The sequence below is a fragment of the Bradyrhizobium sp. UFLA03-84 genome, from assembly GCF_002289535.1.
Taxonomy (GTDB): Bacteria; Pseudomonadota; Alphaproteobacteria; order Rhizobiales; family Xanthobacteraceae; genus Bradyrhizobium; species Bradyrhizobium viridifuturi.
Genome location: NZ_NSJY01000017.1, coordinates 674,080 through 698,776 on the forward strand (window position 1 = coordinate 674,080; position 24,697 = coordinate 698,776).

A 24,697-nucleotide genomic window follows, 5' to 3' on the forward strand; every position below is an offset into this window, starting at 1 on the left:
ACGGAACCCGAAATCCGTTCAATCGCAATCGCTTACATACAAGCAAAAGTTGCACTGCAGTCGACGCCACCGCATCGCAGATGCACGCCATGCCTTGCTCTTCGCGATCCCGCTCCTCGCATCGTAGCGGCACAATTATTTGGTGCCGGTCGCCATCGACACGACATGAGGACCTTGCGCTTCACATGCCGCCGATGGTCAACTCGCGGATCGGAATGTTCCTGCATCGTTGGGGGAAACATGAAGTTCAAGTTGATTGCGATCGCGGCCGGCCTGGGGCTCGCGCTCGCCACCACGGCGGCGGCCCAGACACCGCGCAAGGGCGGGACCATTCGCATGACGGCGCCCTATGGTTCCAGCTTCACCAGCATGGACATCCACACGACGCCACGCGCCCAGGACGAGATCTACGCCAAGGGGCTGCACCGGTCGCTCTACATCTGGGACTCTACCGAAGGGAAGCCGGTTCTGGAACTTGCCAAGGAGGTCGTCGTTTCGGGCGGAGGTCTCGTTCACACCTTCAAGCTGCGCGACGACGCCTATTTCCACAACGGCCGCAAGATGACCGCGGACGACATCATCTGGTCCTACAATCGCATCATGGACGGCACCAAGGCCTATCCCGGCGCGCGCTTCGTCCGCATCATCGAAGGCGCGGCCGAGGTCGAGAAGGGCCAGGCCAAGGAGATCTCCGGTCTGAAGAAGATCGACGACTTCACCCTCGAAATGAAGCTGACCGAGAAGGTCGATCCAGCCTTCTATTTCTTCACCGCGCTGACCTCGATCTATCCCGCCGACGAGGGCGGCAAGGAAAGCTTCCTCCAGAAGCCGATCGGGCTTGGTCCGTTCAAGTTCGTCGAGCACGTGCCGGGATCGCGCATCGTGCTGGAACGCTGGGACCGGTTCTACAAGTCAGGCAAGCCATACGCCGACAAGCTCGTGATCTCGCTGATGGGCGAAGCCGCGGCGCGCGATGTCGCCTTCCGCAACAAGGAGATCGACACCTCGGTGCTGGGGCCGGCACAGTATGTCGCCTATCAGGCCGATCCCGACCTCAAGGGCACCATCGTCGAGGTCGCCGAGGTCTTCACGCGTTATATGGGGATGAATCCCGCCTTCAAGCCGTTCTCCGACAAGCGGGTCCGGCAAGCCATCAACTACGCGATCGATGCCGATCTGATCATCAACAAGCTGGTCAAGGGCAAGGCCTATCGCGCCACGAGCTGGCTGCCGCTGACCTCGCCTGCCTACGACAAGGCCATGAAACCCTACCCCTATGATCCCGCGAAGGCCAAGCAATTGCTGGCCGACGCGGGCTATCCCACCGGCTTTGAATTCGAATGGACCACCAGCCAGAATGAAAGTTGGGGCTTACCGATCGTCGAAGCCGCGATCCCGATGTTGGACAAGGTCGGCATCAAGGTGAAGGTCAAGCAGGTCGAGACCGCGGTGCTGGCGGAGGTCATTCGCAAGGGCGACTTCCAGGCCTTCATCTATTCGCAGGCGACCGGCCCGGATCCGCAGGCGGCGCTCAAATGCTTCCACTCGGCGACGCCGCAATCGGCCTGCAACTATACGAACTTCAAGAACGCGGAGTTCGACAAGACGATCGATGACGCCGGACAGACCGACGACCCCGCAAAGCGCGTCCAGCTGCTGCAAAAAGCCAATTCGCTGCTCCGTGAGGAAGCGCCGATCTGGTTCTTCAACTACAACAAGGCCGTCATGGCGGTGCAGCCCTGGCTCAAGGGGATTCAGCTCGACGCCACCGAACTGACCCATCAAAATGTCGAGGATCTCTGGGTCGACGAGACCTCGCCCGCGAAGTGACCGGTGCCATCGTCCTCCCTCCATCACGAGATGGAGGGAGTGAGGAAAACGTTCAATGCTCTCCTTCGCGATCCGTCGAATCCTGCAAACCATTCCGACCGTGCTGGCCGTCGTGCTGCTGATCTTCGTGCTGTTCAGCGTCGTTCCGGGCAGCATCGTGTCGAGCATGGGCGACGATGGCCGAGGTCCGACGGACCCGCAGGTCGTGGAACGCATGAAGAAACAGCTCGGCCTCGACGATCCCGTTTACGTGCGTTTCGGCTCCTATATCGCCAAGCTCGCGACCGGCGATTTCGGCACCTCGTTCCGGACCCGCGAGCCGGTCACGACCATGATCACCAAACGGATGTGGCCGACGCTGCAATTGATCTTCGCGGCGCTGGCATTTGCGGTCACGGTCGGCGTGCCGCTGGGCTTCATCGCCGCGCTGAGGCCGGGCAGCATCGTCGACACGCTCTCGATGGTGCTCGCGGTATCGGGCCTCTCGATGGCCAAGTTCTGGCTCGGACTATTGCTGATGTACCTGTTCGCATTGAAGCTCGGCTGGCTGCCGAGTTTCGGCTACGGCGATGGCGGGCTCAAATATCTGCTGTTGCCCGCCATGACTCTCGGCGTCTCGCCGATGGCGCTGCTGGCGCGGACGACGCGTGCCGCGGTGCTCGAGATCATGACCGCGGATTTTGTCCGCACTGCGCGCTCGAAGGGCATGAGCGAGACCCGGGTCGTGACCTGGCACGTGATGCGCAATGCCCTCGTCATCATTCTCACCGCGATCGGCCTGCAATTCGGTGTTGTGATGGGGCAAGCGGTCGTCGTCGAGAAGCTGTTCTCCTGGCCGGGCATCGGCTCACTGCTGGTCGACAGCGTTTTGCAGCGCGACATTCCCGCCGTGCAAGGCACCATCCTCGTGGTGGTGCTGTTCTTCCTTGCCGTCAATACGCTGGTCGACCTGCTCTACGGGGTGATCGATCCCAGGATCAGATACGCATGAGCGGAAGCCGGCTTCATCACGTCTTTGCACAACCGGCCGCGCAACCTGCCACGGCGGAGCAGCCGCGATGAAGCTTGGAACCAGCGCGATCATCGGCGGGCTGCTGTTCGCGCTGGCGATCTTCGTCGGCCTGTTCGCGCCCTGGCTGGCGCATACCGATCCGGTGATGGGCGCCAATCTGATGAATGCCGAGGAGCCGCCGAGCTGGATCTGGTGGTTCGGCACCGATGCACAGGGCCGCGATATCTATTCCCGCGTCGTGCACGGCGCGCGCATCTCACTGACGGTCGGCATCGTCTCGCAGCTCGTCAACAGCGTCATCGGCGTGACGCTGGGCCTGACTGCGGGCTATTGGGGCGGCTGGTGGGACGATTTCGTCAACGGGCTGACCAATGTCATGCTCGCGATCCCGTCGCTGATCTTCGCACTCGCCATCATGGCGGTGCTTGGACCCGGCCTGACGAGCCTGCTGATCGCGCTGGGATTGACCAACTGGTCCTTCACCTGCCGGATCGCACGGGCCTCCACGCTGTCGCTCAAGAGCCAGAGCTATGTGCAGGCAGCAAGGGTGCTCGGCTATGGTGATCTGCGCATCATGATCACGCAGCTGCTGCCGAACATGGTCGGTCCCATCATCGTCATCGGCACGCTCGGCATGGGCGGTGCGGTACTTGCGGAAGCCTCGCTCTCGTTCCTCGGCCTCGGCATCCGTCCACCCTATCCAAGCTGGGGCAGCATGCTGTCGGAGGCACGCGACCAGATCACCACGGCGCCGTGGCTTTCAGTGTTTCCGGGGCTCGCGATCTTCCTGACGGTGCTCGGGCTCAATTTGCTCGGCGACGGCTTGCGTGACGTGCTCGATCCCCAGTCGCGGAGCCGGCGCGCATGACGGCCGTTCCGCTGATCGAAGTCGAGGACCTGCGCATCGATCTCGATGACGGCGCCACGCATGTCGCGGCAGTCGAGGGGGTTTCGTTCCGCATCGATCGCGGCGAGACATTCGGCCTGGTCGGCGAGTCCGGCTGCGGCAAGAGCATCACGGCGCTTGCCATGATCGGATTGCTGCGCCGGCCGCTCTCGATCGCCGCCGGCGCCATCCGCTTCGAGGGCCGCGAGATCCAGGGATTGTCCGCGGCCGAGCAGCGTGCGCTGCGCGGCAACCGCATCGCAATGATCTTCCAGGAGCCGATGACGGCGCTCAACCCTGTCTCGCCGGTCGGCCGGCAGATCGCGGAAATGTTCGTGCTACACAAGGGCAAGAGCTGGCGCGAGGCAAACGAGCTCGCCGTCGAGGCGCTGGCGAATGTCCGCGTCCCCGCGCCGGAACGGCGGGTGAAGGATTATCCGCACCAGCTTTCCGGCGGCATGCGCCAGCGCGTGATGATCGCGATCGCGCTGGCCTGCGATCCGGATCTTCTGATCGCCGACGAGCCGACCACCGCGCTCGACGTGACGGTGCAGGCGGAGATCATCGAGCTGATGCGCAATCTGTGCGCCGAGCGAGGCACTGCGATCCTGATGATCAGCCACGATCTCGGCCTGGTCGCCAATGTCTGCCGCCGCGTCGGGGTGATGTATGCCGGCCGCATCGTCGAGGAGCGCGGCTCGGACGACATCTTCCGCGCCGGCGCGCACCCGTACACGCAGGGCCTGGTCGACTCGCTGCCGCGGCTGGGAAGCCGCGTGGCGCTTGGTCGGTCGCGGCTCAGGGAAATCGCCGGCGTCGTGCCGGCGATTGCAGACTTCCCCGCCGGCTGCCGCTTCAATCCGCGTTGCGCGCAAGCGACCGAGATTTGTCGGACCACCGTGCCGGAGACGACATGGCTCGATGCAGGCGGCCTCGTCAGGTGCCACCACCATGGCTGAACCCGCGGTGAGGCCCGATGACAACGTCATCCTCAGCGTGAAGGATCTCGCGGTGCATTTCCCGCTTGGCGGCGGCCTGCTCGGCGGCGACCGGCGAGTGCTGCGCGCGGTCGACGGCATCGATCTCGAACTGAAGCGCGGTGAATGCCTCGGTCTAGTCGGCGAATCCGGCTGCGGCAAGTCGACCGTCGCACTTTCGCTGCTTGGACTGCTGACGCCGACGCGTGGCAGGATCGTGCTGGACGGACACGTCGTGACGGAGCGGCGGTCGGTCGATCGAAAGCGATTGGCTCGTATCGCGCAGATGGTATTCCAGGATCCCTACGCCTCGCTCAATCCACGCCAGACCGTTCGCCGCACGCTTGAGGACCCGCTGCGCCTGCATGGCGTGACGGCCCAGAGCGAGATCGACGGACGCGTTGCCGAGATGCTCAGGCAGGTCGGCCTACGGCCGGAACAGGCCGGCCGCTACCCGCATGAATTCTCAGGCGGCCAGCGCCAGCGCATCGGCATCGCTCGCGCGCTGATCCTCAATCCGAAGATCGTCATCTGCGACGAACCGGTGTCGGCGCTCGATGTCTCGATCCGCGCCCAGATCATCAATCTGCTGCTGGAATTGAAGGAGAGCCTCGGCCTCTCCTATATCATGATCAGCCACGACCTCGGCGTGGTCGAGCACATGAGCGACAGAGTCGCGGTGATGTATCTCGGCCGCATTGTGGAGACAGGCGGCTGGCGCGACATCTTCGAACGGCCGGCGCATCCCTATACGCAAACCCTGATATCAGCGATTCCCGATCCGCTACGTCGCGTGCCGTTGGCGACGGCAAGGGGCGAGCTTCCCAATCCGCTCGATCCGCCGGACGGCTGCGCATTCAGTCCGCGCTGTCGTTATGCCGAAGCGGTGTGTCACCGTGAACCCGGGCCTTCGCTCGAGACGCGTCCGGATGGGCACGCGGTCCGGTGCTGGCGGGCCGACGAGATCGCCAGTCAAGCGAGCTGATCTCTCTTAAGTTCGAGCATGATCCCTTCGGAAAGCCGGCTTCCACTTTTCCGGATCGTGCTTAGCGCAGCTTCCCGAAGAACTCCCGCACCTCGCCAACGAACAGCTCGGGCTGCTCGAACGCGGAGAAGTGCCCGCCCTTCGGCATCTCGCTCCAGTGCTGGATGTTGGTGAAGTTCGTCTCCATCCATTTGCGGACCGGCGTGACGATCTCCTTGGGAAACACGGCAACGCCCGTCGGCACACTGACCTTGTGCGGGGTTCGCTTGCCGGGCCCGAAGCTTTCCCAATACAGCCGCGCCGACGATGTCGCCGTCTCGGTGACCCAGTACAGCATGACATTGTCGAGCAGTTCATCACGGCTGAGGATGTTTTCCGGATGCCCGTCGCAGTCGGTCCAGGCCCAGAACTTTTCCAGGATCCAGGCCGCCTGCCCGCTCGGCGAATCCGTCAGCGCATAGCCGAGCGTCTGCGGCCGGGTGGACTGCTGCTTGGAGTAGCCGGAATCCCAGTCGGCATAATATTTGATACCGTTGAGCGCGCGGGTCTCCTCCGGCGTCGGCTGCCCCTCGACATTGGGCCGGGTCGACATCGCCAGCGTGATGTGGATGCCGGCGCAATGCGCCGGATCCTGCCCGCCGATCGCGGTGGTGACCGCGGAGCCCCAGTCGCCGCCTTGCGCGAAGTATTTGGCGTAGCCCAGCCGCTCCATCAGGGCGGCCCAGGCCTTCGCGATCCGGTCGACGCCCCAGCCTGTCGCGGCCGGCTTGGCCGAGAAGCCGAAGCCCGGCAATGACGGGCACACCACATGGAACGCATCGGCGGCGCTGCCGCCATGCGCCGTCGGATCGGTCAGCGGCTCGATCACCTTGTGGAATTCAACCACCGATCCCGGCCAGCCATGGGTGATCATCAGGGGCCGCGCCTCCGGATGCTTTGAGCGGACATGGATGAAGTGGATGTTGAGTCCGTCGATCTCGGTGGTGAACTGGCTGAACCGGTTCAGCCGCGCCTCGCGCTGCCGCCAATCATAGGTCTCGGCCCAATACTGGCAGATGTCCTTGATCCAGTTGAGCGGCGCGCCCTGGCTCCAGTCGTCGACCAGCTCGGCCTCCGGCCAGCGCGTCCGGCGCAATCGGGTGCGGAGATCCTCGAGGACATTGTCGCCGACGGCGATGCGAAACGGACTGATGGCGTTTGTCATGGCGTCTCCCGGGGATGCTGAACTTTCCGGACAAGATAGGGGCGCGCGGCTCGCTGATCAAATCAGTGCCCCGATTTGACGTACCCCTATCCGTCGCCTGCACAAACCCTGCACGACAAAGCGCGAATTCTGCATGACAAAGCCCGCCACAGCCCTCGCCATCTTGTTAAGACAGAGGCGGCGATCGATCGGCGTGAATCACGAGCGAGGCACGCATGTTGCGGCTCACGGAGATTATTGTGGCACTGTATTTGACGAGCATCCTGAACGTGCAAGACGTTCTGTTGAAGATCGGGCTGCCGGTGCTCATTATGTTCTTGTCGGCGTGGATCATCATCAGGCGATGGGTGACGACGCCTGGCATTGCTTCATCGGGGTTTTCACCGGCCGCAACGTCTGCCCTGTTCGCTCCACTTCTCCTCATCATGTACTTCTTTCTGCTGCAATCCTGCACGCAGGAAGGCGTTGCCGCGCATGCCGAGCTCGTCGTGTTGTACGGTGCGATTTTCGTACCGACATTTGTGCTCTTGCTCCCATTCGGGGTTACGTCCCTGAACAGGGTGCGCCGACAGGGTAAGCCGCTCAGCCATGGGCTGCTGTGCATCGCGATAGCGGCCTGGCCGATCTTGCAGGTGGTGTGGATGTGCCTGCTGTTCGGCGAGTGGGAATAGCGCGCTAGACTACTTGCCGAGCGCCGTCTCCAGCAGCGACTGAGCCTGTTTGGTGGCCGCGGCGAAGGCCGGCTGCCGTGGCGCCTGCTGGACAAAGCAGCGCTTGAATGCGTCGTCGCCCTGCTGGCGCAGGTCGCCGAGCTTGTCGTAGGCCGCCCGGGTGATCTGCTTGCGCTCGAGTTTCTCGGCCGCGGCGTCGGCCTTCTTGTTGTAGTCGGCGCGGATCGCGGTGCAGGCCGGCACTTGGACCGTGGGTTCGATCTCGCCATAGGCGATGTAGAACTTGCCGTTGGCGAGCGCTGCGACGAAAACCTCGTCGGCGGCCTCGGGCGTCGAGTCCTGGGTGCGGCCGGCCAGAAAACCGTAGGTAAGCGTTACCGACGCCGGCTTGGCGACCGGCAGCTCGTTGAAGTTGATCACCGCCGCATCGGTCGAGATCGCCTGGGTGTAGAGGCCCTCGAACTTCAGGGCCGGCTCGATCTGCTGCGGCACGTTCTTGCTGCCCTTGTCCCACCAGGTCTTGTGCTCGTGCAGCCAGCGGGTGAACAGGGTTTCGGATGTCACGATGATATGGGCCTTCGGCTCGACGAAGCTGCCGTCGGCACGCTTCTCGCCGATCTTGGCGCCGTCCCTGCCGGTGTCGGCATCGAAGCGCAGGCCGTCCAGCATGCCGAACCCCATGTCGCTCTTATATAGAGTGTCGAGATTGAGCTGGGCCGGCGCAAAGCCCGGCCGGGCGGGCTGGGACAAGATCGCGGCCAGCTGCCCCTTGAGCTCGTCGCGCGCGGCCGCCTCGGCCTTGTCGACGGCCTCGTTGATCTTGTTGTCGTTTGACAGCTTGGCGAATTTGGCGATCGCGGTGTCACGCGTCGCGATGTAGCGATCTTCCGGCGACGCGGCGCTGGCCGGCGACAGGGTCAGGATCGGGGACAGGACGAGGGCAAGGCGGAAAATAAAATGCATGCCCTGTGGTCGCCCGCAAGGCATGCAAGGTTCAAGGTCACGGGTACTACCAGCATATCCGTCGCCGGCAGGCTCTCTGCCGACGCCGAATCTCGTCAGGACGAACCGGTCAGGCCGCCTCTGTCGGCTAACCTGGTCAGGCCGCTTTGGATTTCGCCACATGGGTGGCGATCGCATCCATCAGCGGCGGCGACAGACAGTCATAGGGCTCGAGCCCAAGCTCCTTCAGCCGCGACCTGATCCCGGCCATATCGGCCGGCTTGACGCCGGATTCGATCACCGATGACACGAAGGCGGCAAAACCCGGGGCTGCCGAGCCTTGCTCCTGGAACAGTTCGGGATGGATGAAGTCGAGGCCATAGAACGGATGGCCCTTGTTCTCGATCCGACCGTACATGTGGGTGCCGCATCCGGTGCAGGCATGGCGCTGGATCACCGCCGCGCTATCCACGATCTTCAGCTTGTCGCCGTTCTCCAGCACGGTGACGTTCTCGCGCGGAACGACCGCGACTACCGAGAAGGTGGCGCCCGCAGGCTTCCAGCACTTCGTGCAGCCGCAGGCGTGGTTGTGGGCGACATCGCCCTTGACCCCGACCTTGACCTTCTTGTCCGCGCATTTGCAGACGAGCGTGCCGCCGGCAAAACTGCCGGAGCCTTGTTTGACGCCATTGTCGACCGACGGGTGGATATGAACAGTCATTGGTCTATCCTCCTAGTGCTTGGTGTTTTGATTTCAGAATACGACGACCGAACGGATCGACTTGCCCTCGTGCATCAAGTCGAAGCCCTTGTTGATCTCGTCGAGCTTCAGCACGTGGGTGATCATCGGATCGATCTGGATCTTTCCGTTCATGTACCAGTCGACGATCTTCGGCACGTCGGTGCGGCCGCGCGCGCCGCCGAACGCGGTGCCCTTCCACACCCGTCCGGTGACGAGCTGGAATGGCCGGGTCGCGATCTCCTTGCCGGATTCCGCGACGCCGATCACGACCGAGACGCCCCAACCGCGGTGGCAGGCTTCCAGCGCCTGACGCATCACATTGGTGTTGCCGGTACAGTCGAAGGTGTAGTCGGCGCCGCCGTCAGTCAGCCCCACCAGGTGCTGGACGATATCGCCCGAAACCTTGGTCGGGTTGACGAAATGCGTCATACCGAACTGACGGCCCCAGGCATCCTTCGCGTCATTGATGTCGACACCGATGATCTTGTCGGCGCCGACCATCTTGGCGCCCTGGATCACGTTGAGGCCGATACCGCCGAGACCGAACACCACGACGTTGGCGCCCGGCGTCACCTTGGCGGTGTTGACGACCGCACCAACGCCCGTGGTGACGCCGCAGCCGATGTAACAGCTCTTGTCGAATGGCGCGTCCTCACGAATCTTGGCGACCGCAATCTCGGGCAGCACGGTGAAGTTCGAGAAGGTCGAGCAACCCATATAGTGGAAGACCGTCTTGCCCTTGTAGCTGAAGCGCGAGGTGCCGTCGGGCATCACGCCCTTGCCCTGCGTCGCGCGGATCGCGGTGCAGAGATTGGTCTTCTGGCTGAGGCAGCTTTTGCACTGGCGGCATTCGGGCGTGTAGAGCGGGATCACATGATCTCCCGGCTTCACCGACGTCACGCCGGCGCCGACCTCGCGAACGATGCCCGCGCCTTCGTGCCCGAGGATCGACGGGAAGATGCCTTCACTGTCGAAACCATCGAGCGTGTAGGCGTCGGTGTGGCAGATGCCCGTCGCCTTGATCTCGACAAGGACCTCGCCGGCCTTCGGGCCTTCCAGGTCGAGCTCGACGATCTCAAGCGGCTTCTTGGCTTCGAATGCGACTGCGGCGCGGGTCTTCATCTTGGTCTCCACAAAACATCAAACAGGTTTGTCATTCGCGCCGGTCACGCTCACTTCTTGTCGTTGTGACCCATGCAGGCGTCTTCCGCCTTGCCGTAGGCTTCCGATTTGTCTTCGTGCTTGGCCGGCCGTACGCGCCCAACCGCATCATTGGAACGAGCGCGCAGGTACACATAGAGGTCGTCCATGTAGCAAGCAACGTTCGGATTGTCGCCGAACGCGGGCATGACGTTCTCCTGTGACGTCGAGACGTTCTTGCGTCCGCTCGCGACCACGCCGAGAAAATCGGCATAGTTCATGCTTTTCAACGAGTCCTTCAGCGCGGGCGCGTACGTCGAACCCATGCCATCGGGCCCGTGGCAAACATGGCATTCCGAATGGTATCGGCGATATCCGGAGTAGGTGTACCAATCCACGGTCCCGTCAGCCTCAACCTTGTAGGTCGGGTTACCGTCTTTATCGAGATACTTACCGTCCTCGGATTTGACCGCTGTCGGGTCGCCGGGAGCTTCGGCAGAGGCAACTCCTCCCATTGCCACGACGAAAATCGCAGCAGTCACAAACCAGATCTTACGCAAAAGCATATCCTCGCGTGCGGATTGAAGACGGACCGGCGCATGGAGATCGCCCCATGCGCCGGAACGAGGCTTGCTCAGCTCACTGCTGCGGCAGCGAGAACACGGTGAGCGTTCCACCGAGCGCGGTGTAGTTGCTCAGCGCCGCATAGCCGCCGACTGCGCCGAGACCGGCCGTCGGGTCAGTCAGACCGGCCGCGAGGCCGATGCCTGCCCAACCGCCAACACCCGACAGAACTGCGACGTACTGCTTGCCGCCATGTTCATAGGTGGTGACGTTGCCGATGATGCCGGACGGAGTCTTGAACTTGTAGAGCTCCTTGCCCGTCTTCGCGTCGACAGCCTTCAGATAGCCTTCCAGCGTGCCGTAGAACACCACGCCGCCGGCGGTTGCGAGCGCACCCGACCAAACGGAGAACTGCTCCTTGTTCGACCACACGATCTTGCCGGTCTTGCCGTCCCAGGCGATGAAATTGCCCATGTTGGTCTCACCGGGAGGCGGATACATCGACAACGTCGCGCCGACATATGGCTGACCTGCGGTGTAGCTCACCTTGAACGGCTCGTAGTCCATGCAGACGTGGTTGGTCGGCACGTAGAACAGTTGCGTCTCGGGCGAGTAGGCTGCCGGCTGCTCGTCCTTCGAGCCGAGCGCTGCCGGGCAGATGCCCTTGACGTTGTGGTCTTCGCCGGCCTTGTCGGTCGACGCCGCGTCAAGAACCTTCGGACGACCATAGGTCGGCGAGCTCTTGTTCATGTCGACGCCGGAAGTCCAGTTCACCTTCGGATCATACTTGTCGGCGACCAGCAGTTCGCCGGTGGCGCGATCGAGCGTATAGCCGAGGCCGTTACGATCGAAGTGCGTCAGCAGCTTGCGCGGCTTGCCGTCGATGCTCTGATCCGAGAGGATCATCTCGTTGACGCCGTCATAGTCCCATTCGTCATGCGGGGTCATCTGGTAGACCCACTTGGCAACACCGGTGTCCGGGTTACGCGCCCAGATCGTCATCGACCACTTGTTGTCGCCGGGACGCTGCTTCGGATTCCAGGTCGAGGGATTGCCCGATCCGTAATAGACGAGGTTCAGTTCGGGGTCGTAGGAAATCCAGCCCCAGGTCGCGCCGCCGCCGATCTTCCACTGATCGCCTTGCCACGTCTTCAGGCTCGAGTCCTTGCCGATCGGCTTGCCGAGCTCGGTGGTCTTGTCGTCGACCAGGAGCTGGTCATCCGGACCTTCCGAGAAGCCGCGCCAGACCAGCTTGCCGGTCTTGATGTCGTAGGCGCTCATGTGAGCCTGCACGCCGAACTCACCGCCGGAGATGCCGATCAGGACCTTGTCCTTGATCACCATCGGCGCGGAGGTGCCGGTCGAGCCCTTGCTCGGATCGCCATTCTTCGCCGTCCACTCCACCTTGCCGGTCTTGGCATCGAGCGCGACCAGCGTGGTGTCGGCCTGATGCAGGAAGATCTTGCCGTCGCCATAGGCGACGCCGCGATTAACGGTATCGCAGCACATCACCGGAATGACGTTCGGATCCTGCTTCGGCTCGTACTTCCAGACGATCTGGTTGTCCTTGGAAAGGTCAATAGCGTAGACCTTGTTCGGGAACGGGGTATGCACGTACATCATGTTGCCGACGATCAGCGGGCCGCCTTCGTGGCCGCGCAGCACGCCGGTCGAAAACGTCCACGCTACCTGCAACTTTCCGACGTTCTGGGCGTTGATCTGATTCAGCTTCGAGTAGCGCTGATTGGCGTAGTCGCCGGTCGGCATCACCCAGTCTTTCGGGTTCTGCGACATTTTGTGGAGTTCGTCGTTGGCGCTGGCAGCTCCGACGGCAAACACCGCCATTGCCCCAAGACCAGTCGCGTAAAGCATCTTGCGCATCGTGGATTTCCTCCCAGGTTCAAGAGCTCAAGGGTTTCCGCCGAAACGGCCCCACTTCTTCCATTTTGGTGCTCCAGTCGTAATCCGATCGAACCGTGCTGACTTGCCCAATAGAGAAGAGGCGTTTGCTCAAAAGCGAAGCTGCGACAGATTTTTGCAGGCCGGCCCCGAATGGGTGGAAAGGGTTGCTTCATGTTGCAGGGCATCAATCGCGGCCAGCAAATTCGAAGCGCCAGATTGACGCGTTCTAAGGTTGCGCTTGACGAGCCCAGAACTAAGTCGGAGGATCACCCGACATTAACCGGGAAGAAATCCCGCCACCTCCCTAAGCTGTTCAGAATCAGGGAGAAGGCGCATCGTCCCAAGCCAGATTGAGCTCGGTGAGCAGTCACGTTGGGGATCGAATCGGTGGCTGGAAAGATGTCCGATACAGTCCATTCACTCAGCACGAACGGATTGACGCCCAAGCGGCAGATCCAGCGCTGGTCGGATGCGCTCACTGACCTCTGCGGTCAGTTCGACGTCGATGCGCTGGAAGGGTCCTCGCTCGAGGGCCGCATCAATTTCACGACGGTCTCACGCTTGAAGCTGTGCCAGATCGAGGCAAGCCAGCACCGGATCGCGCATACCATCTCGCGCATCAAACTGAGCGAGCACCCCTACATCAAGATCGTATTCCAGACCCACGGCGTCTCGCATTTCGAGCAGGACGGCCTGCACTTCGACATCATGCCGGGCGACTGCTTCGCCTACGACGTGTCCTGTCCGCATACGATCATCAGCCCGTCCCTGACGCGTCACGAGGTCGTCATCGTTCCGAAGGACCTGCTCAAGGAGCGCGGCTTCCAGCTCTCCAAGATGGCGCCGTGCAAGCTCTCGGCGCGCAACGGCACCGGCCGCATCGCCTATGATTTCGTCCATGCCGCGTTCGGCGAGGCACCGACGCTAACCCCGGTCAACGCGGTCGGCGTCGCCGATGCGCTGATCGATTTGCTGCTGCTGCCGCTGCGCGAGACCGGCGCCATGTTCGACCGCGGCAGTGCCGAGGCGACCTATGTGCGGGCCCAGGGCTTCATCCGCGAGCATCTGCGCGATCCCGATCTGTGCATCGACCGCATTTCGGCGGCGCTCGGCTGCTCGAAGCGCTATTTGCACATGCTGTTCAGCGATCGCGGAATGACGGTCAGCGACTACATCTGGAAGGCCCGGTTGCAGAATTGCCGTCAGGAGCTGGAATCGCAGAACGGCAAGACCATCACCGACGTCGCCTTCTCGTGGGGCTTCTCGAGTTCGTCCCATTTCAGCCGCGTGTTCCGGAAGTACTTCGGTATCGCGCCCTCTTCCGTCCACAAGGGTCTCCACGGCGGCCTGCCGGTGGATGTGGTGCTGGAATAGTGCTTCTGTCCGGCGTGCAGGCGTCACGCCATGCTGTTCGCCATCAAGTTTTCGTCAATCAAGGCCTGGGCGCGCAACCTCAAACGGGACAGCGTTGCGCTATATCTCGCGTCGCGTGATCCGCGCGTACCGTGGCACGCAAAAGCCGTGGCGGTCGCGGTGGCAGCCTATGCGCTCTCCCCGATCGACCTGATCCCGGACTTCATCCCGGTCATCGGCTATCTCGACGATCTGATTCTGCTGCCGCTTGGCATCTGGCTCGCGCTCGCGCTCGTTCCGGACGAAGTGATGGAGGAGTGCCGCACCAAGGCCAGCGCGCTATTGCAGCGTCCCAGCAGTCGCGGCGGAATGATCGCAATCATCGTGCTCTGGTTCGCCGGCGCATTGGCGCTGGCGTGGGCCGCCTTCAGATACTTGCCGCGGTAGCGGCCTTCGGCACCAGCGCTTCGACCGTCACGCCATCATCGGTGGAGTTGATCTTGAGCGAGCCGCCGAGCGCCAGGATCCGCTCCTGCATGCCGGTCAGGCCGCGACCAAGCCTGTGATCGGCTAGCATGCCGCGGCCGTTGTCGCGAACCCGCACCAGCGCGCCGCCGCGGCTGCCGCGCGAGCCCGGCTGTCGCTCCACAGGTTCGATGGTAATATGGACCGCCGTTGCGCCGGCGTGGCGGAACACGTTGGTGAGCGCTTCCTGGACGATGCGGTAGATCGTCAAATCGGCCATCTCGCCGGTATCGCCGAGTGTGGGCGATATACGGCTCTCGATCTCGACCTCCGGGTGCGTCTCGCTCCACAACCGCACCAGCGCGCCGAGCGCTTCCGCAAGCCCAAGCTCGGCCAATCCCACCGGCCGCAATCGCTCCAGGATACGGCGGGTGAACTGCTGGAGCGCGTTGACCTGCTCGAGGATGGCATTGCTGTGCTTGCGCAATACGGCAGGGTCCGCCTTGTCCACCTCCGACAGCCGGTTCAGCGCGCCGGCATGTGCGCGCAGTGCAAACAGATAGGGCCCAAACTCGTCGTGCAGTTCGCGCGCGATCTCCTTCCGCTCGGAATCCTGCAGCGAGACGGCACGTTCGGCGAGCTGTCGTTTGCTATCCACGGCCTCGCCAAGGGTCGCCGCCAAATGGTTCAGTTTGGCACAGATCGCGGCCAATTCAGGCGATCCGCCGGGCTCGACCCGTGCGTCGTAATTCCCAGCCTCGATGCCGGTCATGGCTTGCGACAACGCCTCCAGCGGCGCCAGGGCACGGCCGACCACCAGCATGGTCACCAGCAGCAGCGCGACCGCGATCGCGGAGCCGACCTCGAGCTGGGTGACGATGCCGTCCCAGATCTCGGCGATTTCGTCGTCGGGATGCGAAGTGATGACAAGCGATTGCGGCTTGCCGTGAACCGAAATCGGCACCCGCACCGAGGTCTGCTCGGGATGAACCAGCGCGACGAACCACTCCGGCGGAGCGCGCGGATCGGTGGCCTCCTCCGGCCGCCCGGGAGACTTTGCGGTCGCGTCATCCTGCCGCGTGATGCTGACGTGACGCAGCCGGCTCAGGTCCTGCACGATCTGGTCGAGCCGCGCATCCGGGTCCGGCGCCTCGTCGAGACCGGCTACGATGGTCGTAACAAACTCGCGCGCCAGCCGGATAACGCTTTGGTCTTCTGCCTGCACGCGAGGTCCCGCCTCCAGCACCAGCCGCGCGATATTGATGCCCAGTCCAAGCGCCAGTATCAGCGCGAGCAGCAGGTTGATCCGTGCGCGCAAGGATAGCTTTTGCCACATGACGTTGCCCCCGACCGCGATCCCTCCTCCGAGAGGATCGTTGACAGCCAAATTTGCCCGGCTATCTAATCGCACCCTATCGCAATCCCGTGCGAGGTGCACAACCGGTCGGAACCGAGGTGTTCTTCGTGCTAGCCGATGTGACGCCGCGTGAATCGAAGCAGGTCGCCGGAACAACGCCATGCGCATTCTGATCGTTGATGATCATCCCATCGTTGCTTCCGGTTGTCGCACCGTGTTCGCCGACGATCCCGGGATCATCCTGCTCGAAGCATCTGATGCCGAGAGCGGCGAGCGGGCTTTCGTCGCGGAGAAGCCCGATCTTTGCGTGATCGACATCAATCTGCCGACCGTCTCCGGCTTCGAGCTCGCCCGCCGCATCCTGACGCGTGACGCGTCGGCGCGCCTCATCATGTTCAGCATGAACGACGACCCGGTGTTCGCCGCCCGTGCCATCGACATCGGCGCCAAGGGCTACGTCTCGAAGACCGGCGATCCCAACGACCTGGTGGAAGCGGTGCGCGAGGTCGGCAATGGCGGCGTCTATCTGCCGCCGGCGATCGCCCGCAATGTTGCCTTTGCACGGCCGGGCTTTGCGCAAAATCCGCTCTCCAAGCTCACGTCGCGCGAGATGGAGATCCTGCGCCTGCTCAGTTCCGGCAAGAGCCTATCGGAAATCGCCTGGCTCGTGCATTCGTCATACAAGACGGTCGCGAACACGTCATCGATCATGCGCCAAAAGCTTGGCGTGCGTACTTCGGCCGAGCTGGTGCGCCTCGCGATCGAGAGCGGCGTCGCCTGACGCCGCGCGCCAACACAAAGGAATACGACGATGCAGACGGTTTCCCAGAACAAGTCGCATGGTGGCACGCAGGGCGTTTACCGCCACCCCAGCCGCGAGACCAAGACCGACATGACGTTCTCGGTGTTCGTCCCGGAGCATGCGGCCGGCGCCAAATTGCCTGTCGTGACCTACCTGTCGGGCCTGACCTGCACGCACGCCAACGTCACTGAGAAGGGCGAATTTCGCCAGGCCTGCGCCGAGCTCGGCCTGATCTTCGTCGCACCGGATACCAGCCCACGCGGCGAAGGCGTCCCCGGCGATCCCGCCAATTCCTACGATTTTGGCCTCGGCGCCGGTTTCTATGTTGATGCGACGGAGCGGCCGTTCGCGACCAATTACCGGATGTGGAGCTACGTCACCGAGGAGTTGCCGAAGCTGATCGCGGAGCAATTTCCGGTCGACACGACGCGCCAATCGATCCTCGGTCACTCCATGGGCGGTCATGGCGCGCTGACCGTGGCGCTGAGCCATCCCGATCGCTATCGCGCGGCGAGCGCGTTTGCGCCGATCGTGGCGCCATCACAGGTGCCATGGGGCAACAAGGCGCTCGGCGGCTATCTCGGCAGCAACAAGCAGGCGTGGCGCAGGCACGATGCGGTCGCGTTGATCGATGACGGCGCGCGCTTCTCCGACCTTCTGGTCGACTACGGCGATGCCGACGGCTTCCTCACCGAGCAATTGCGGCCCGAGCTGCTGAAGGCTGCATGCGAGAAGGCGAACATCCCGCTCACCCTGCGGCGCCAGCCCGGCTACGACCACAGCTACTACTTCATCTCGACCTTCATGGCCGACCATCTGCGCTGGCATGCTGCGCGGCTGAAGGCCTGACGATCGCATCGCGCTAACGCGCTTGCGGCGCGCCGTAGTTCGGCGCGAGCAGGCGGTTTCGTATGAGGTAATCGGTGGCGCGCGACCAGGATTCGTCGGTATTGCCGCGCATATCAGCACTCGCTGCAGCCACCAATTGCCCGGTGTGCACGTCGCGCAGATAGAGGTTGATGTTGAGAATGAGGTTGGAGACCTTCTGCACCACGCCGGTCATCGCAAGGTCGGCCCCCAACTCGCCGGCCAGCTTCACGTCGCAGCCGCCACAGGCCTGAAGATTGCTGCCGTGCGCCGCAGCATTGACAGGTGCGATGTCGAGCACGTGGAACTTGCCGGAGTCCGCGAGCTCCTTGCGTACCTGCTCGCCGGTGCGGAGCAGCCGCGCCTGTTCGTCGGTCCGTGGCCCGTTCATCTCGCCTTGCAGGCTGGTATCGATCATCTCGAGGTCGAACACCGCGAGCTTGGGCGGCTCGGCGCGCGCAGCCCCAGACATCACCAGCAAAGATAGGACGATGGCGGACGCTGATCTCATCATTGTGAACCAATCGAAATTTGTGACCTCGCAACGACAAAAAGCGGGGTTGCAAGCCGGGCCAATTTCGTCATCTTGCATGTCAACGCATGGTCCGACAATGCCGTGCCGAGTGAAGAAAGACTGCGGGAGGAGTTATGTTCCGATGGCTGATCGGCACGATCGCGCTCAGCATAGTGGCGACCGGAGCGCTGGCGGCTGATCCCGTCGAGATCCATATCGGCTATCTCGGCCATGCCGGTGTGAAATCGACGCTCTCGCTGGTCGAACAGCCGGCCGACAATGACGGCATCGCCGGCGCACGCCTTGCGATCGAAGACAACAATACGACCGGAAAATTCCTCAACCAGCGCTTCGCGCTCGACGAGGTCAAGGTCAAGGATAGCGACGACGTCGTCAAGGTCGCGACCGATCTCGCCGGCCACAGCGACTATATCATCACCGACCTGCCGGCCGACGCACTGCTCAAGGTCGCCGATGCACTGCGCGACCGTGGCACCGTTCTGTTGAACGCGGGCGCGATCGACGACCGGCTGCGCGAGCAGGACTGCCGCGGCAACGTCATCCATGTCGCGCCGACCCGCTCGATGCTGGCGGACGCGCTCGGCCAGTACCTGGTCTGGAAGCAGTGGAGGCGCTGGCTTCTGGTGACAGGCTCGCATGATCAGGACAAACTCTACGCCGACGCGCTGCGCCGCGCGGCCACCCGTTTCGGCGCCAAGATCGTCCAAGAACGCACCTTCGAGGACACCGGCGGCGCGCGCCGCACCGATTCTGGCGTGACGCTGATCCAGCGCCAGATGCCGGTATTCACGCAGCAGGCGCCGGCATACGACGTGCTGGTCGCCGCCGACGAGAGCGAGGTGTTCGCGAACTATCTGCCCTACCGGACCTGGGACCCGCGCCCGGTGGCGGGCTCGGCTGGCCTGGTGCCGACCAGCTGGGACGCGGCTCATGACCAATGGGGTGCGGTCCAGATCCAGAACCGCTTCGTCAAGCTGAACATGCGCCGCATGACGGCGCTCGACATGCAGGCCTGGACCGCTGCGCGCATGATCGGGGAAGCCACGTCCCGCACCAATTCGGGGGATCCCAAGAAGGTCATCGCCTTCCTCAAGGGCAAGGATTTCTCGATCGCCGCCTTCAAGGGCACGCGACTGACCCTGCGAGACTGGAATTGGCAGCTCCGCCAGCCGATCCTGCTGGCCGATGGTCGTATGGTCGTTTCGGTCTCGCCGCAGGAAGGTTTCCTGCACCAGGTCTCCGAGCTCGACACGCTCGGTGTTGACCGGCCTGAAACGAAGTGCAAGCTGCAGTGAGGGAGATGGAACGTATGTGGTGCCGCTGTCTGTTGACCGGGATGCTGGTTTGGCTTGCCGCGGCACCGGCGTCCGCTTTCGTTGCCTATGTCTCCAACGAGAAGGGCAACACGGTCACGGTGATCGACACCGACAGCTGGACGGTGACCAAGACCATCAAGGTCGGGCAGCGGCCGCGCGGCATCGAGTTCTCGCGCGACGGCAAGTTCGTGATGGTCGCGGTCGGCGACGACGACACCATTCAGGTGATCGACACCAAGACCCAGGAGATTGTCGACACCCTGCCCTCCGGCCCCGACCCGGAACTGTTCACCCAGGATGCCGCCGGCAAGACCATGTATGTCGCCAACGAGAACGACAACACGGTCACCGTGATCGATCTCGAGAAGCGCGCGCGGCTCGGCGACATTCAGGTCGGCGTTGAGCCCGAGGGCATGACCATCAGCCCGGACGGCAAGATCCTGATCAACACGTCCGAAACCACCAACATGGCGCATTTCATCGACACCACGACGCGCCAGATCGTCGCCAATGTGCTGGTCGATTCGCGGCCGCGCTTTGCCCAGTTCAAGCGCGACGGCTCCGAATTGTGGGTTTCCTCGGAGATCGGCGGCACGGTGTCGATCATCGATCCGGTCAAGCGCGAGGTGACCGGCAAGATCACCTTCGACATTCCCGGCCTGCGCAACGAGGCGATCCAGCCCGTCGGCATCGGCATGACCAAGGACGGCAAGACCGCGTTCATCGCGCTCGGCCCCGCCAACCGCGTCGCGGTGGTCGATGGCACGACCCACAAGGTCCTCAAATATCTGCTGGTCGGCCAGCGGGTCTGGCACATGGATTTCACCCCCGACGAGAAATATCTGATGGTCACCAACGGCGTTTCGAACGACGTTTCGGTGATCGACGTCGCGGCCCAGAAGGTGATCAAGACCATTCAGGTCGGCGAACTGCCGTGGGGGATCACGATCGCGCAGCCATGACCGCAACCGACACCCATATCGCGAGCCAGCCTTCGCCGGATGCAGCCACCGTAGCGGCCGTGCAACCGGCGCTGTCGATCGGCAATGTCAGCCACAGCTACGGTCCGCGGCGCGCGCTGATCGACGTCAATTTCACGGTTCAACCTGCGAGCTTCACCGCATTGCTCGGCCTCAACGGCGCCGGCAAGAGCACGTTGTTCTCGCTGGTGACGCGGCTGTTCGGCATTCAGAACGGCCAGATCAAGATCTTCGGCCACGACATCAGCCGGACGCCCGGCGAAGCGTTGCGGCTGATGGGCGTCGTGTTCCAGCCGCGCACGCTTGATCTCGATCTGTCGCTGACCCAGAACCTGCTCTATCACGCCGCGCTGCACGGCATCTCGCGGCGCGAAGCGCGGCTGCGCAGCGCCGAGGTGCTCGACCGCATCGGACTTGCCGACCGCGCCAGCAGCAAGGTGCGCGACCTCTCGGGCGGCCAGATGCGCCGGCTCGAGATCGCCCGCGCATTGCTGCATCGGCCACGGCTGCTGCTGCTCGACGAAGCGACCGTCGGGCTCGACGTCAAGGCGCGCGCCGACATTCTCGACCATGTCCGGCAGCTCGTCACCGAGCAGGGCATCGGCGTGCTCTGGGCGACGCATCTGTTCGACGAGATCATGCCGGGCGACGACCTCGTGGTGCTGCACCAGGGCCGGATGCTGGCGCACGGCCCGATGTCGCGCGTGATCGCCGACGCCGGCGCGCAGGACGTCAACACCGCGTTCATGCGCCTGACCGGAACGGCAACCCTCACCGGAAAACCGCCAACATGAGCAGCATGACGGTCACGCCCGAACGCAGCGGCTTCTCGGTGTCGGAATACATCGTGTGCCTAAACGGCATCGTGTGGCGCGAGGCGCTGCGCTTCCTGCATCAGCGCGAGCGCTTCGTCTCGGCGCTGGTCAGGCCGCTGGTCTGGCTGTTCATCTTCGCAGCCGGCTTCCGCCAGGTGCTCGGCATCTCGATCATCCCGCCCTATGAGACCTACATCCTCTACGAGGTCTACATTGCGCCCGGCCTGATGGCGATGATCCAGCTGTTCAACGGCATGCAATCCTCGCTGTCGATGGTCTATGACCGCGAGATGGGCAACATGCGCACGCTGTTGGTGAGCCCGCTGCCGCGCGGCTATCTTTTGTTCTGCAAGCTGCTCGCCGGCACCGCGGTGTCACTGCTGCAGGTCTACGCCTTCCTGCTGATCGCGTGGTTCTGGGACATCACGCCGCCGACCATCGGCTACCTCACCGTGCTTCCGGCGCTGGTGCTGTCGGGCCTGATGCTCGGCGCGCTGGGCATGCTGATCTCGGCCAGCATCAAGCAGCTGGAAAACTTCGCCGGGGTCATGAACTTTGTGATCTTCCCGATGTTCTTCGCATCGTCGGCCCTCTACCCGCTCTGGCGTGTGCAGGAAGGCAGCCCGATGCTGTATTATGTCTGCCAGTGCAATCCATTCACGCATGCAGTGGAGCTGATCCGGTTTGCGCTCTACGGCAAGATGAACTGGGTTTCACTCGCGGTGGTCGGCGGCTGCACGGTGGTGTTCATGATCGGCGCGATCCTGGCTTACGATCCATCGCGCGGCCTGGTGCGCCGCGGACCCGGCGGAGGCGAGGCATGACAGGCTGGCGAACGGGACTTGGCGCGCTGCTCGCGATGGTTCTGTCGAGCCAGGCCGCATCGGCTGCGGACCCGCGTTACCCGGACTGGCCCTGCCAACAGGCCAAAGTGCCGGAGATCTCGCTGGCCGCGGTTTGGGCCGGGCCGCCGCTCGGCGACGCCGAGACCAAGTGGAGGGACGATCCGAAGATCAGCGCACTCGCGACCAAGCTCGCGGCGCGCCGGATTCCGCTGGATGATGCGCAGAAGCAGATCACCGAATTCCTGCAGGCCGCCGCGGCCGACAAGGCCAATGCGGGGAAGCTGCTGTTCGCCGGCCTGTTCGATACGCTCAACGGGCAGCGCGCCTCGGTCATGAACGGGCTGGAGCGCGTGATGCGCAAGCAGCGCGAGGCCGCGGAGAAGATCCGCGATGACACGATCAAGCTGCAGGCACTGCAGGATGCCACGCCACCGGACCAGGCCAAGGTCGACGAGCTCGGCAACCAGCTGGTCTGGGAGACGCGGATCTTCGAGGACCGCGGACGGGTCGTGAAATTCGTCTGCGAGGTGCCGACCACCATCGATCAACGGCTGTTTGCGCTCAGCCGCACCATCCAGCAGGAGCTGGATTGAGGCCTGCGACCGATCGCCCCGGCAATCATTGACCTGTTCCCCAGGTGCTTCTTGACCACGGCGGTCCGGAACCAACCGCGCTCCTCGCTCGTTGTCTCCAACTATATCTGAAGTTGGGAGACCTCGATGAGAGCAGCCAAGATCGTCATGACCAGCCTCGCCGTAGCGAGCCTGATCACCTCCGCGGCTTTGGCCCAGCAATCCATGTCGGGAATGGTCACCAAGATTGACCGACTGCGCAGCACCATCTCGATCCAGCAGACGCAGAGCGGCACGGTGGGCGCGACCAGCGCTGCGATTCAGGAATACAAGGTGCCCAAAGGACAGTCGCTCGAACCCTTCCACGCCGGTGACAAGGTGACGTTCACCGCCTCGGACAGCGACGGCGGCAAGACCATCGACAAGCTCGACAAGGAGAAATAACGCGCTTGAGCGCTTTCCTGGCCGTGCGAGGACGGCGTCACTGCTCGCCCTCGCGCGGCTCGGGCTCAACGTCCGCCAGCGGCAGCTTGGCCCGTTCCCACCCGTCGGTTCCCTCGGGATACCACGCGACGTTGTGGTAGCCGTAGGACAGCACGCGCTTGGCCGCGTTCCACGACATCCAGCAACTCTCCTGGCAATAGATTACGAGCAATCTTGCTTTGTCGTCGCCGGAGGCACGAGTCAGGCCGCGCCGCAGATAGTCCTCGGTTGAAGCGGCAAGCTTGCCGTAGCCGGTGTCGGGCAGCCAGATGCTGCCCGGAATATCGCGATGCGGCCGCTCGCGCCACACCGTGCCGGCGGGCAGTTTCGGCTTAGGCGGGCGTGGCAGCACGTCGACGAAGGCACCGGACTTGTCGCGCCAGATCGCTGCCGCGTCCTCCGTCGTGAGCACGCGTGCGCCGGTGAGCGTGGCGGGCACAGGTGTGCGGTAATCCTCGGTGCGGTACCCCTCGGGCTCCGCAGGCTGGTCCTGAGCGCGGACAGGCGAAACGGCGACCACCAGCACCGAAAGCATGGCCGCGAGCCTGATCATGGCGACTTGGTTGCGGTCTCCGGCCCGATCGGACGGTCGTTCTCGTCGAGCAGCGGAACGCCGAAGTCGAGCAGGATCTTGTTGATCGCCGGCTGGTTATCCTGGATCAGGCGATTGAGCTGCCGCTTCCAGTTCTGGTCGGAGCCGCGCACGCCCATGCCGATGCGATACACCAGCTTCGGTCCCGTGGTCTCCTTGACCAGCGGCGTGACATGCAGCGGCGGGTTCGCCTTCTTGGCATAAAAGCCCGCCATCGGCCCCCACAGGATGCCGGCGTCGATCTCGCCCTTTTCGAGATCGTTCATCATCGCCCCCGCCGAGGAATCGTAGCGCGTATCGATCATCAGCGGATAAGGCTTCGCGTTGCCCATCAGCCCGTTGATGGCCATGTTGGTCGCGGGCGGCGTCCCGGCGACGATGCCGATGTGCTTGCCCTTCAGCCGCTCATCCTCGAGAGTCGTGACCTCGTCCAATCCGCTGCCCGGCTTGGCGACGATCGCATAGGCCGTGCGGTAATACGGATTGGTGCCCTGCGCGAGATCATCACCTTGCGGGAAACCCATGATCACGTCGCAGCGATGCGAGCCGAGGGTGACCCGCACGAAGCCGGTCGCCTGCGGAAAATACATGTAATCGAGCTTTTTCTGCAGCTTCTCGGCGAAAAGCTCGCCGATCTTGTTCTCAAAGCCTTCGCCCTTGTCGTTCGAGAACGGCAGGTTGCGCGGATCGGCACAGATGCGGAGCACCTTGGGATCAACCAGCTCGATGGAGAGCTCGCCCTGCTCATTGACCTGCGCAAGCGCGATGTCACGGCCGGCGAGACAGGCGATAAAGCCGACAAGCGCAAACAGGACAGGACGGCATCCGACAACTCTCATTACGCGGTCTCCTCTTGAGCA

Annotated in this window: 26 protein-coding genes; 16 read left to right on the forward strand and 10 right to left on the reverse strand. The window is 63.3% G+C overall.

Translation table 11 applies throughout. The features are described 5' to 3' along the window. Window positions 1-240 precede the first annotated feature (240 nt). From CK489_RS35890 to CK489_RS35910, 5 genes are all read left to right on the forward strand, one after another. Entirely contained in the window at window positions 241-1,830 is a 1,590-nt protein-coding gene (locus CK489_RS35890) for an ABC transporter substrate-binding protein (protein WP_095735595.1), read from the forward strand. Window positions 1,831-1,885: 55 nt separating this feature from the next. Next, entirely contained in the window at window positions 1,886-2,821 is a 936-nt protein-coding gene (locus tag CK489_RS35895; RefSeq protein WP_095735596.1) for an ABC transporter permease, read from the forward strand. 67 nt (window positions 2,822-2,888) lie between these two features. Beyond that, on the forward strand, window positions 2,889-3,710 hold the full coding sequence (locus tag CK489_RS35900; RefSeq protein WP_095735597.1) for an ABC transporter permease: 822 nt from the start codon (window positions 2,889-2,891) through the stop codon (window positions 3,708-3,710). Further along, a complete protein-coding gene (locus CK489_RS35905) occupies window positions 3,707-4,687 on the forward strand; it encodes an ABC transporter ATP-binding protein (protein ID WP_095735598.1) in 981 nt (326 codons plus the stop codon). Before CK489_RS35900 ends, CK489_RS35905 begins: the two co-directional genes overlap by 4 nt. Then, on the forward strand, window positions 4,680-5,690 hold the full coding sequence (locus CK489_RS35910) for an ABC transporter ATP-binding protein (RefSeq protein WP_095735755.1): 1,011 nt from the start codon (window positions 4,680-4,682) through the stop codon (window positions 5,688-5,690). The genes CK489_RS35905 and CK489_RS35910 overlap by 8 nt, the downstream gene beginning before the upstream one ends. Before the next feature lie 61 nt (window positions 5,691-5,751). On the opposite strand, the gene CK489_RS35915 is transcribed toward CK489_RS35910, so the two are convergent. After that, window positions 5,752-6,894 (reverse strand): epoxide hydrolase family protein, encoded by a 1,143-nt coding sequence (locus tag CK489_RS35915; RefSeq protein WP_095735599.1) that lies wholly within the window; start codon window positions 6,892-6,894, stop codon window positions 5,752-5,754. A 215-nt stretch (window positions 6,895-7,109) separates the two neighbouring features. Between CK489_RS35915 and CK489_RS35920 the strand changes: the two genes are divergently transcribed. Next, window positions 7,110-7,565 (forward strand): hypothetical protein, encoded by a 456-nt coding sequence (locus CK489_RS35920; RefSeq protein WP_095735600.1) that lies wholly within the window; start codon window positions 7,110-7,112, stop codon window positions 7,563-7,565. 9 nt (window positions 7,566-7,574) lie between these two features. Here the strand turns inward: CK489_RS35920 and CK489_RS35925 are convergent, their stop codons facing one another. The 5 genes from CK489_RS35925 to xoxF5 all read right to left on the reverse strand — a co-directional run bounded on the left by CK489_RS35925 (window position 7,575) and on the right by xoxF5 (window position 12,834). Continuing rightward, window positions 7,575-8,528, reverse strand: coding sequence for a hypothetical protein (locus tag CK489_RS35925; RefSeq protein WP_095735601.1), 954 nt, complete (start codon window positions 8,526-8,528; stop codon window positions 7,575-7,577). 136 nt (window positions 8,529-8,664) lie between these two features. After that, entirely contained in the window at window positions 8,665-9,228 is a 564-nt protein-coding gene (gene gfa / locus CK489_RS35930) for an S-(hydroxymethyl)glutathione synthase (protein ID WP_050628634.1), read from the reverse strand. A gap of 33 nt (window positions 9,229-9,261) precedes the next feature. After that, window positions 9,262-10,371 (reverse strand): S-(hydroxymethyl)glutathione dehydrogenase/class III alcohol dehydrogenase, encoded by a 1,110-nt coding sequence (locus tag CK489_RS35935; protein ID WP_095735756.1) that lies wholly within the window; start codon window positions 10,369-10,371, stop codon window positions 9,262-9,264. Between the two features lie 50 nt (window positions 10,372-10,421). Next, window positions 10,422-10,904 carry a c-type cytochrome, methanol metabolism-related gene (locus CK489_RS35940; RefSeq protein ID WP_050628684.1) on the reverse strand — a complete coding sequence of 161 codons (483 nt, stop codon included), beginning with the start codon at window positions 10,902-10,904 and terminating at the stop codon, window positions 10,422-10,424. Window positions 10,905-11,028: 124 nt separating this feature from the next. Further along, window positions 11,029-12,834, reverse strand: a complete 1,806-nt coding sequence (xoxF5, locus tag CK489_RS35945) for a lanthanide-dependent methanol dehydrogenase XoxF5 (protein WP_050628636.1) — start codon at window positions 12,832-12,834, stop codon at window positions 11,029-11,031. Window positions 12,835-13,254: 420 nt separating this feature from the next. Here xoxF5 and CK489_RS35950 point away from each other — a divergent pair, with 420 nt between their 5' ends. Further along, complete coding sequence (locus tag CK489_RS35950) at window positions 13,255-14,229, forward strand: helix-turn-helix domain-containing protein (RefSeq protein WP_050628685.1); 975 nt, start codon at window positions 13,255-13,257, stop codon at window positions 14,227-14,229. Between the two features lie 30 nt (window positions 14,230-14,259). Further along, the gene (locus CK489_RS35955) at window positions 14,260-14,655 is read left to right on the forward strand and encodes a YkvA family protein (RefSeq protein WP_095735602.1); all 396 of its coding nucleotides are present in this window, start codon (window positions 14,260-14,262) and stop codon (window positions 14,653-14,655) included. Here the strand turns inward: CK489_RS35955 and CK489_RS35960 are convergent. Then, entirely contained in the window at window positions 14,636-16,009 is a 1,374-nt protein-coding gene (locus tag CK489_RS35960; protein WP_095735603.1) for a histidine kinase, read from the reverse strand. The two genes, CK489_RS35955 and CK489_RS35960, sit on opposite strands and share 20 nt — an antisense overlap. A gap of 181 nt (window positions 16,010-16,190) precedes the next feature. Here CK489_RS35960 and CK489_RS35965 point away from each other — a divergent pair, with 181 nt between their 5' ends. Both CK489_RS35965 and fghA read left to right on the forward strand, forming a co-directional pair. Continuing rightward, window positions 16,191-16,811: a response regulator transcription factor gene (locus CK489_RS35965; protein WP_095735604.1), complete on the forward strand. Its 621-nt coding sequence runs from the start codon at window positions 16,191-16,193 to the stop codon at window positions 16,809-16,811. A 30-nt stretch (window positions 16,812-16,841) separates the two neighbouring features. Continuing rightward, window positions 16,842-17,681: an S-formylglutathione hydrolase gene (gene fghA / locus CK489_RS35970; protein WP_095735605.1), complete on the forward strand. Its 840-nt coding sequence runs from the start codon at window positions 16,842-16,844 to the stop codon at window positions 17,679-17,681. Between the two features lie 13 nt (window positions 17,682-17,694). On the opposite strand, the gene CK489_RS35975 is transcribed toward fghA, so the two are convergent. Next, window positions 17,695-18,171, reverse strand: a complete 477-nt coding sequence (locus tag CK489_RS35975) for a DUF3280 domain-containing protein (protein ID WP_095735757.1) — start codon at window positions 18,169-18,171, stop codon at window positions 17,695-17,697. Between the two features lie 176 nt (window positions 18,172-18,347). Between CK489_RS35975 and CK489_RS35980 the strand changes: the two genes are divergently transcribed. The 6 genes from CK489_RS35980 (at window position 18,348) to CK489_RS36005 (ending at window position 23,206) form a co-directional block, all read left to right on the forward strand. Beyond that, window positions 18,348-19,529 (forward strand): lanthanide ABC transporter ABC transporter substrate-binding protein PedA1, encoded by a 1,182-nt coding sequence (locus CK489_RS35980; protein WP_095735606.1) that lies wholly within the window; start codon window positions 18,348-18,350, stop codon window positions 19,527-19,529. A gap of 5 nt (window positions 19,530-19,534) precedes the next feature. Further along, entirely contained in the window at window positions 19,535-20,512 is a 978-nt protein-coding gene (locus CK489_RS35985; protein WP_095735607.1) for a YVTN family beta-propeller repeat protein, read from the forward strand. Next, window positions 20,509-21,324 carry a lanthanide ABC transporter ATP-binding protein PedB/LutE gene (locus CK489_RS35990; RefSeq protein ID WP_095735608.1) on the forward strand — a complete coding sequence of 272 codons (816 nt, stop codon included), beginning with the start codon at window positions 20,509-20,511 and terminating at the stop codon, window positions 21,322-21,324. Before CK489_RS35985 ends, CK489_RS35990 begins: the two co-directional genes overlap by 4 nt. Beyond that, the gene (locus CK489_RS35995; protein WP_502694158.1) at window positions 21,321-22,169 is read left to right on the forward strand and encodes an ABC transporter permease; all 849 of its coding nucleotides are present in this window, start codon (window positions 21,321-21,323) and stop codon (window positions 22,167-22,169) included. The genes CK489_RS35990 and CK489_RS35995 overlap by 4 nt, the downstream gene beginning before the upstream one ends. Further along, window positions 22,166-22,783, forward strand: a complete 618-nt coding sequence (locus CK489_RS36000) for a hypothetical protein (protein WP_245350640.1) — start codon at window positions 22,166-22,168, stop codon at window positions 22,781-22,783. Before CK489_RS35995 ends, CK489_RS36000 begins: the two co-directional genes overlap by 4 nt. A gap of 126 nt (window positions 22,784-22,909) precedes the next feature. Continuing rightward, window positions 22,910-23,206, forward strand: a complete 297-nt coding sequence (locus CK489_RS36005) for a copper-binding protein (RefSeq protein WP_095735610.1) — start codon at window positions 22,910-22,912, stop codon at window positions 23,204-23,206. 37 nt (window positions 23,207-23,243) lie between these two features. Here CK489_RS36005 and CK489_RS36010 read toward each other — a convergent pair whose 3' ends face one another. After that, the gene (locus CK489_RS36010; RefSeq protein WP_095735611.1) at window positions 23,244-23,798 is read right to left on the reverse strand and encodes a PQQ-dependent catabolism-associated CXXCW motif protein; all 555 of its coding nucleotides are present in this window, start codon (window positions 23,796-23,798) and stop codon (window positions 23,244-23,246) included. Then, a complete protein-coding gene (locus CK489_RS36015) occupies window positions 23,795-24,676 on the reverse strand; it encodes a substrate-binding domain-containing protein (RefSeq protein ID WP_050628648.1) in 882 nt (293 codons plus the stop codon). Before CK489_RS36015 ends, CK489_RS36010 begins: the two co-directional genes overlap by 4 nt. Between the last annotated feature and the right edge of the window lie 21 nt (window positions 24,677-24,697).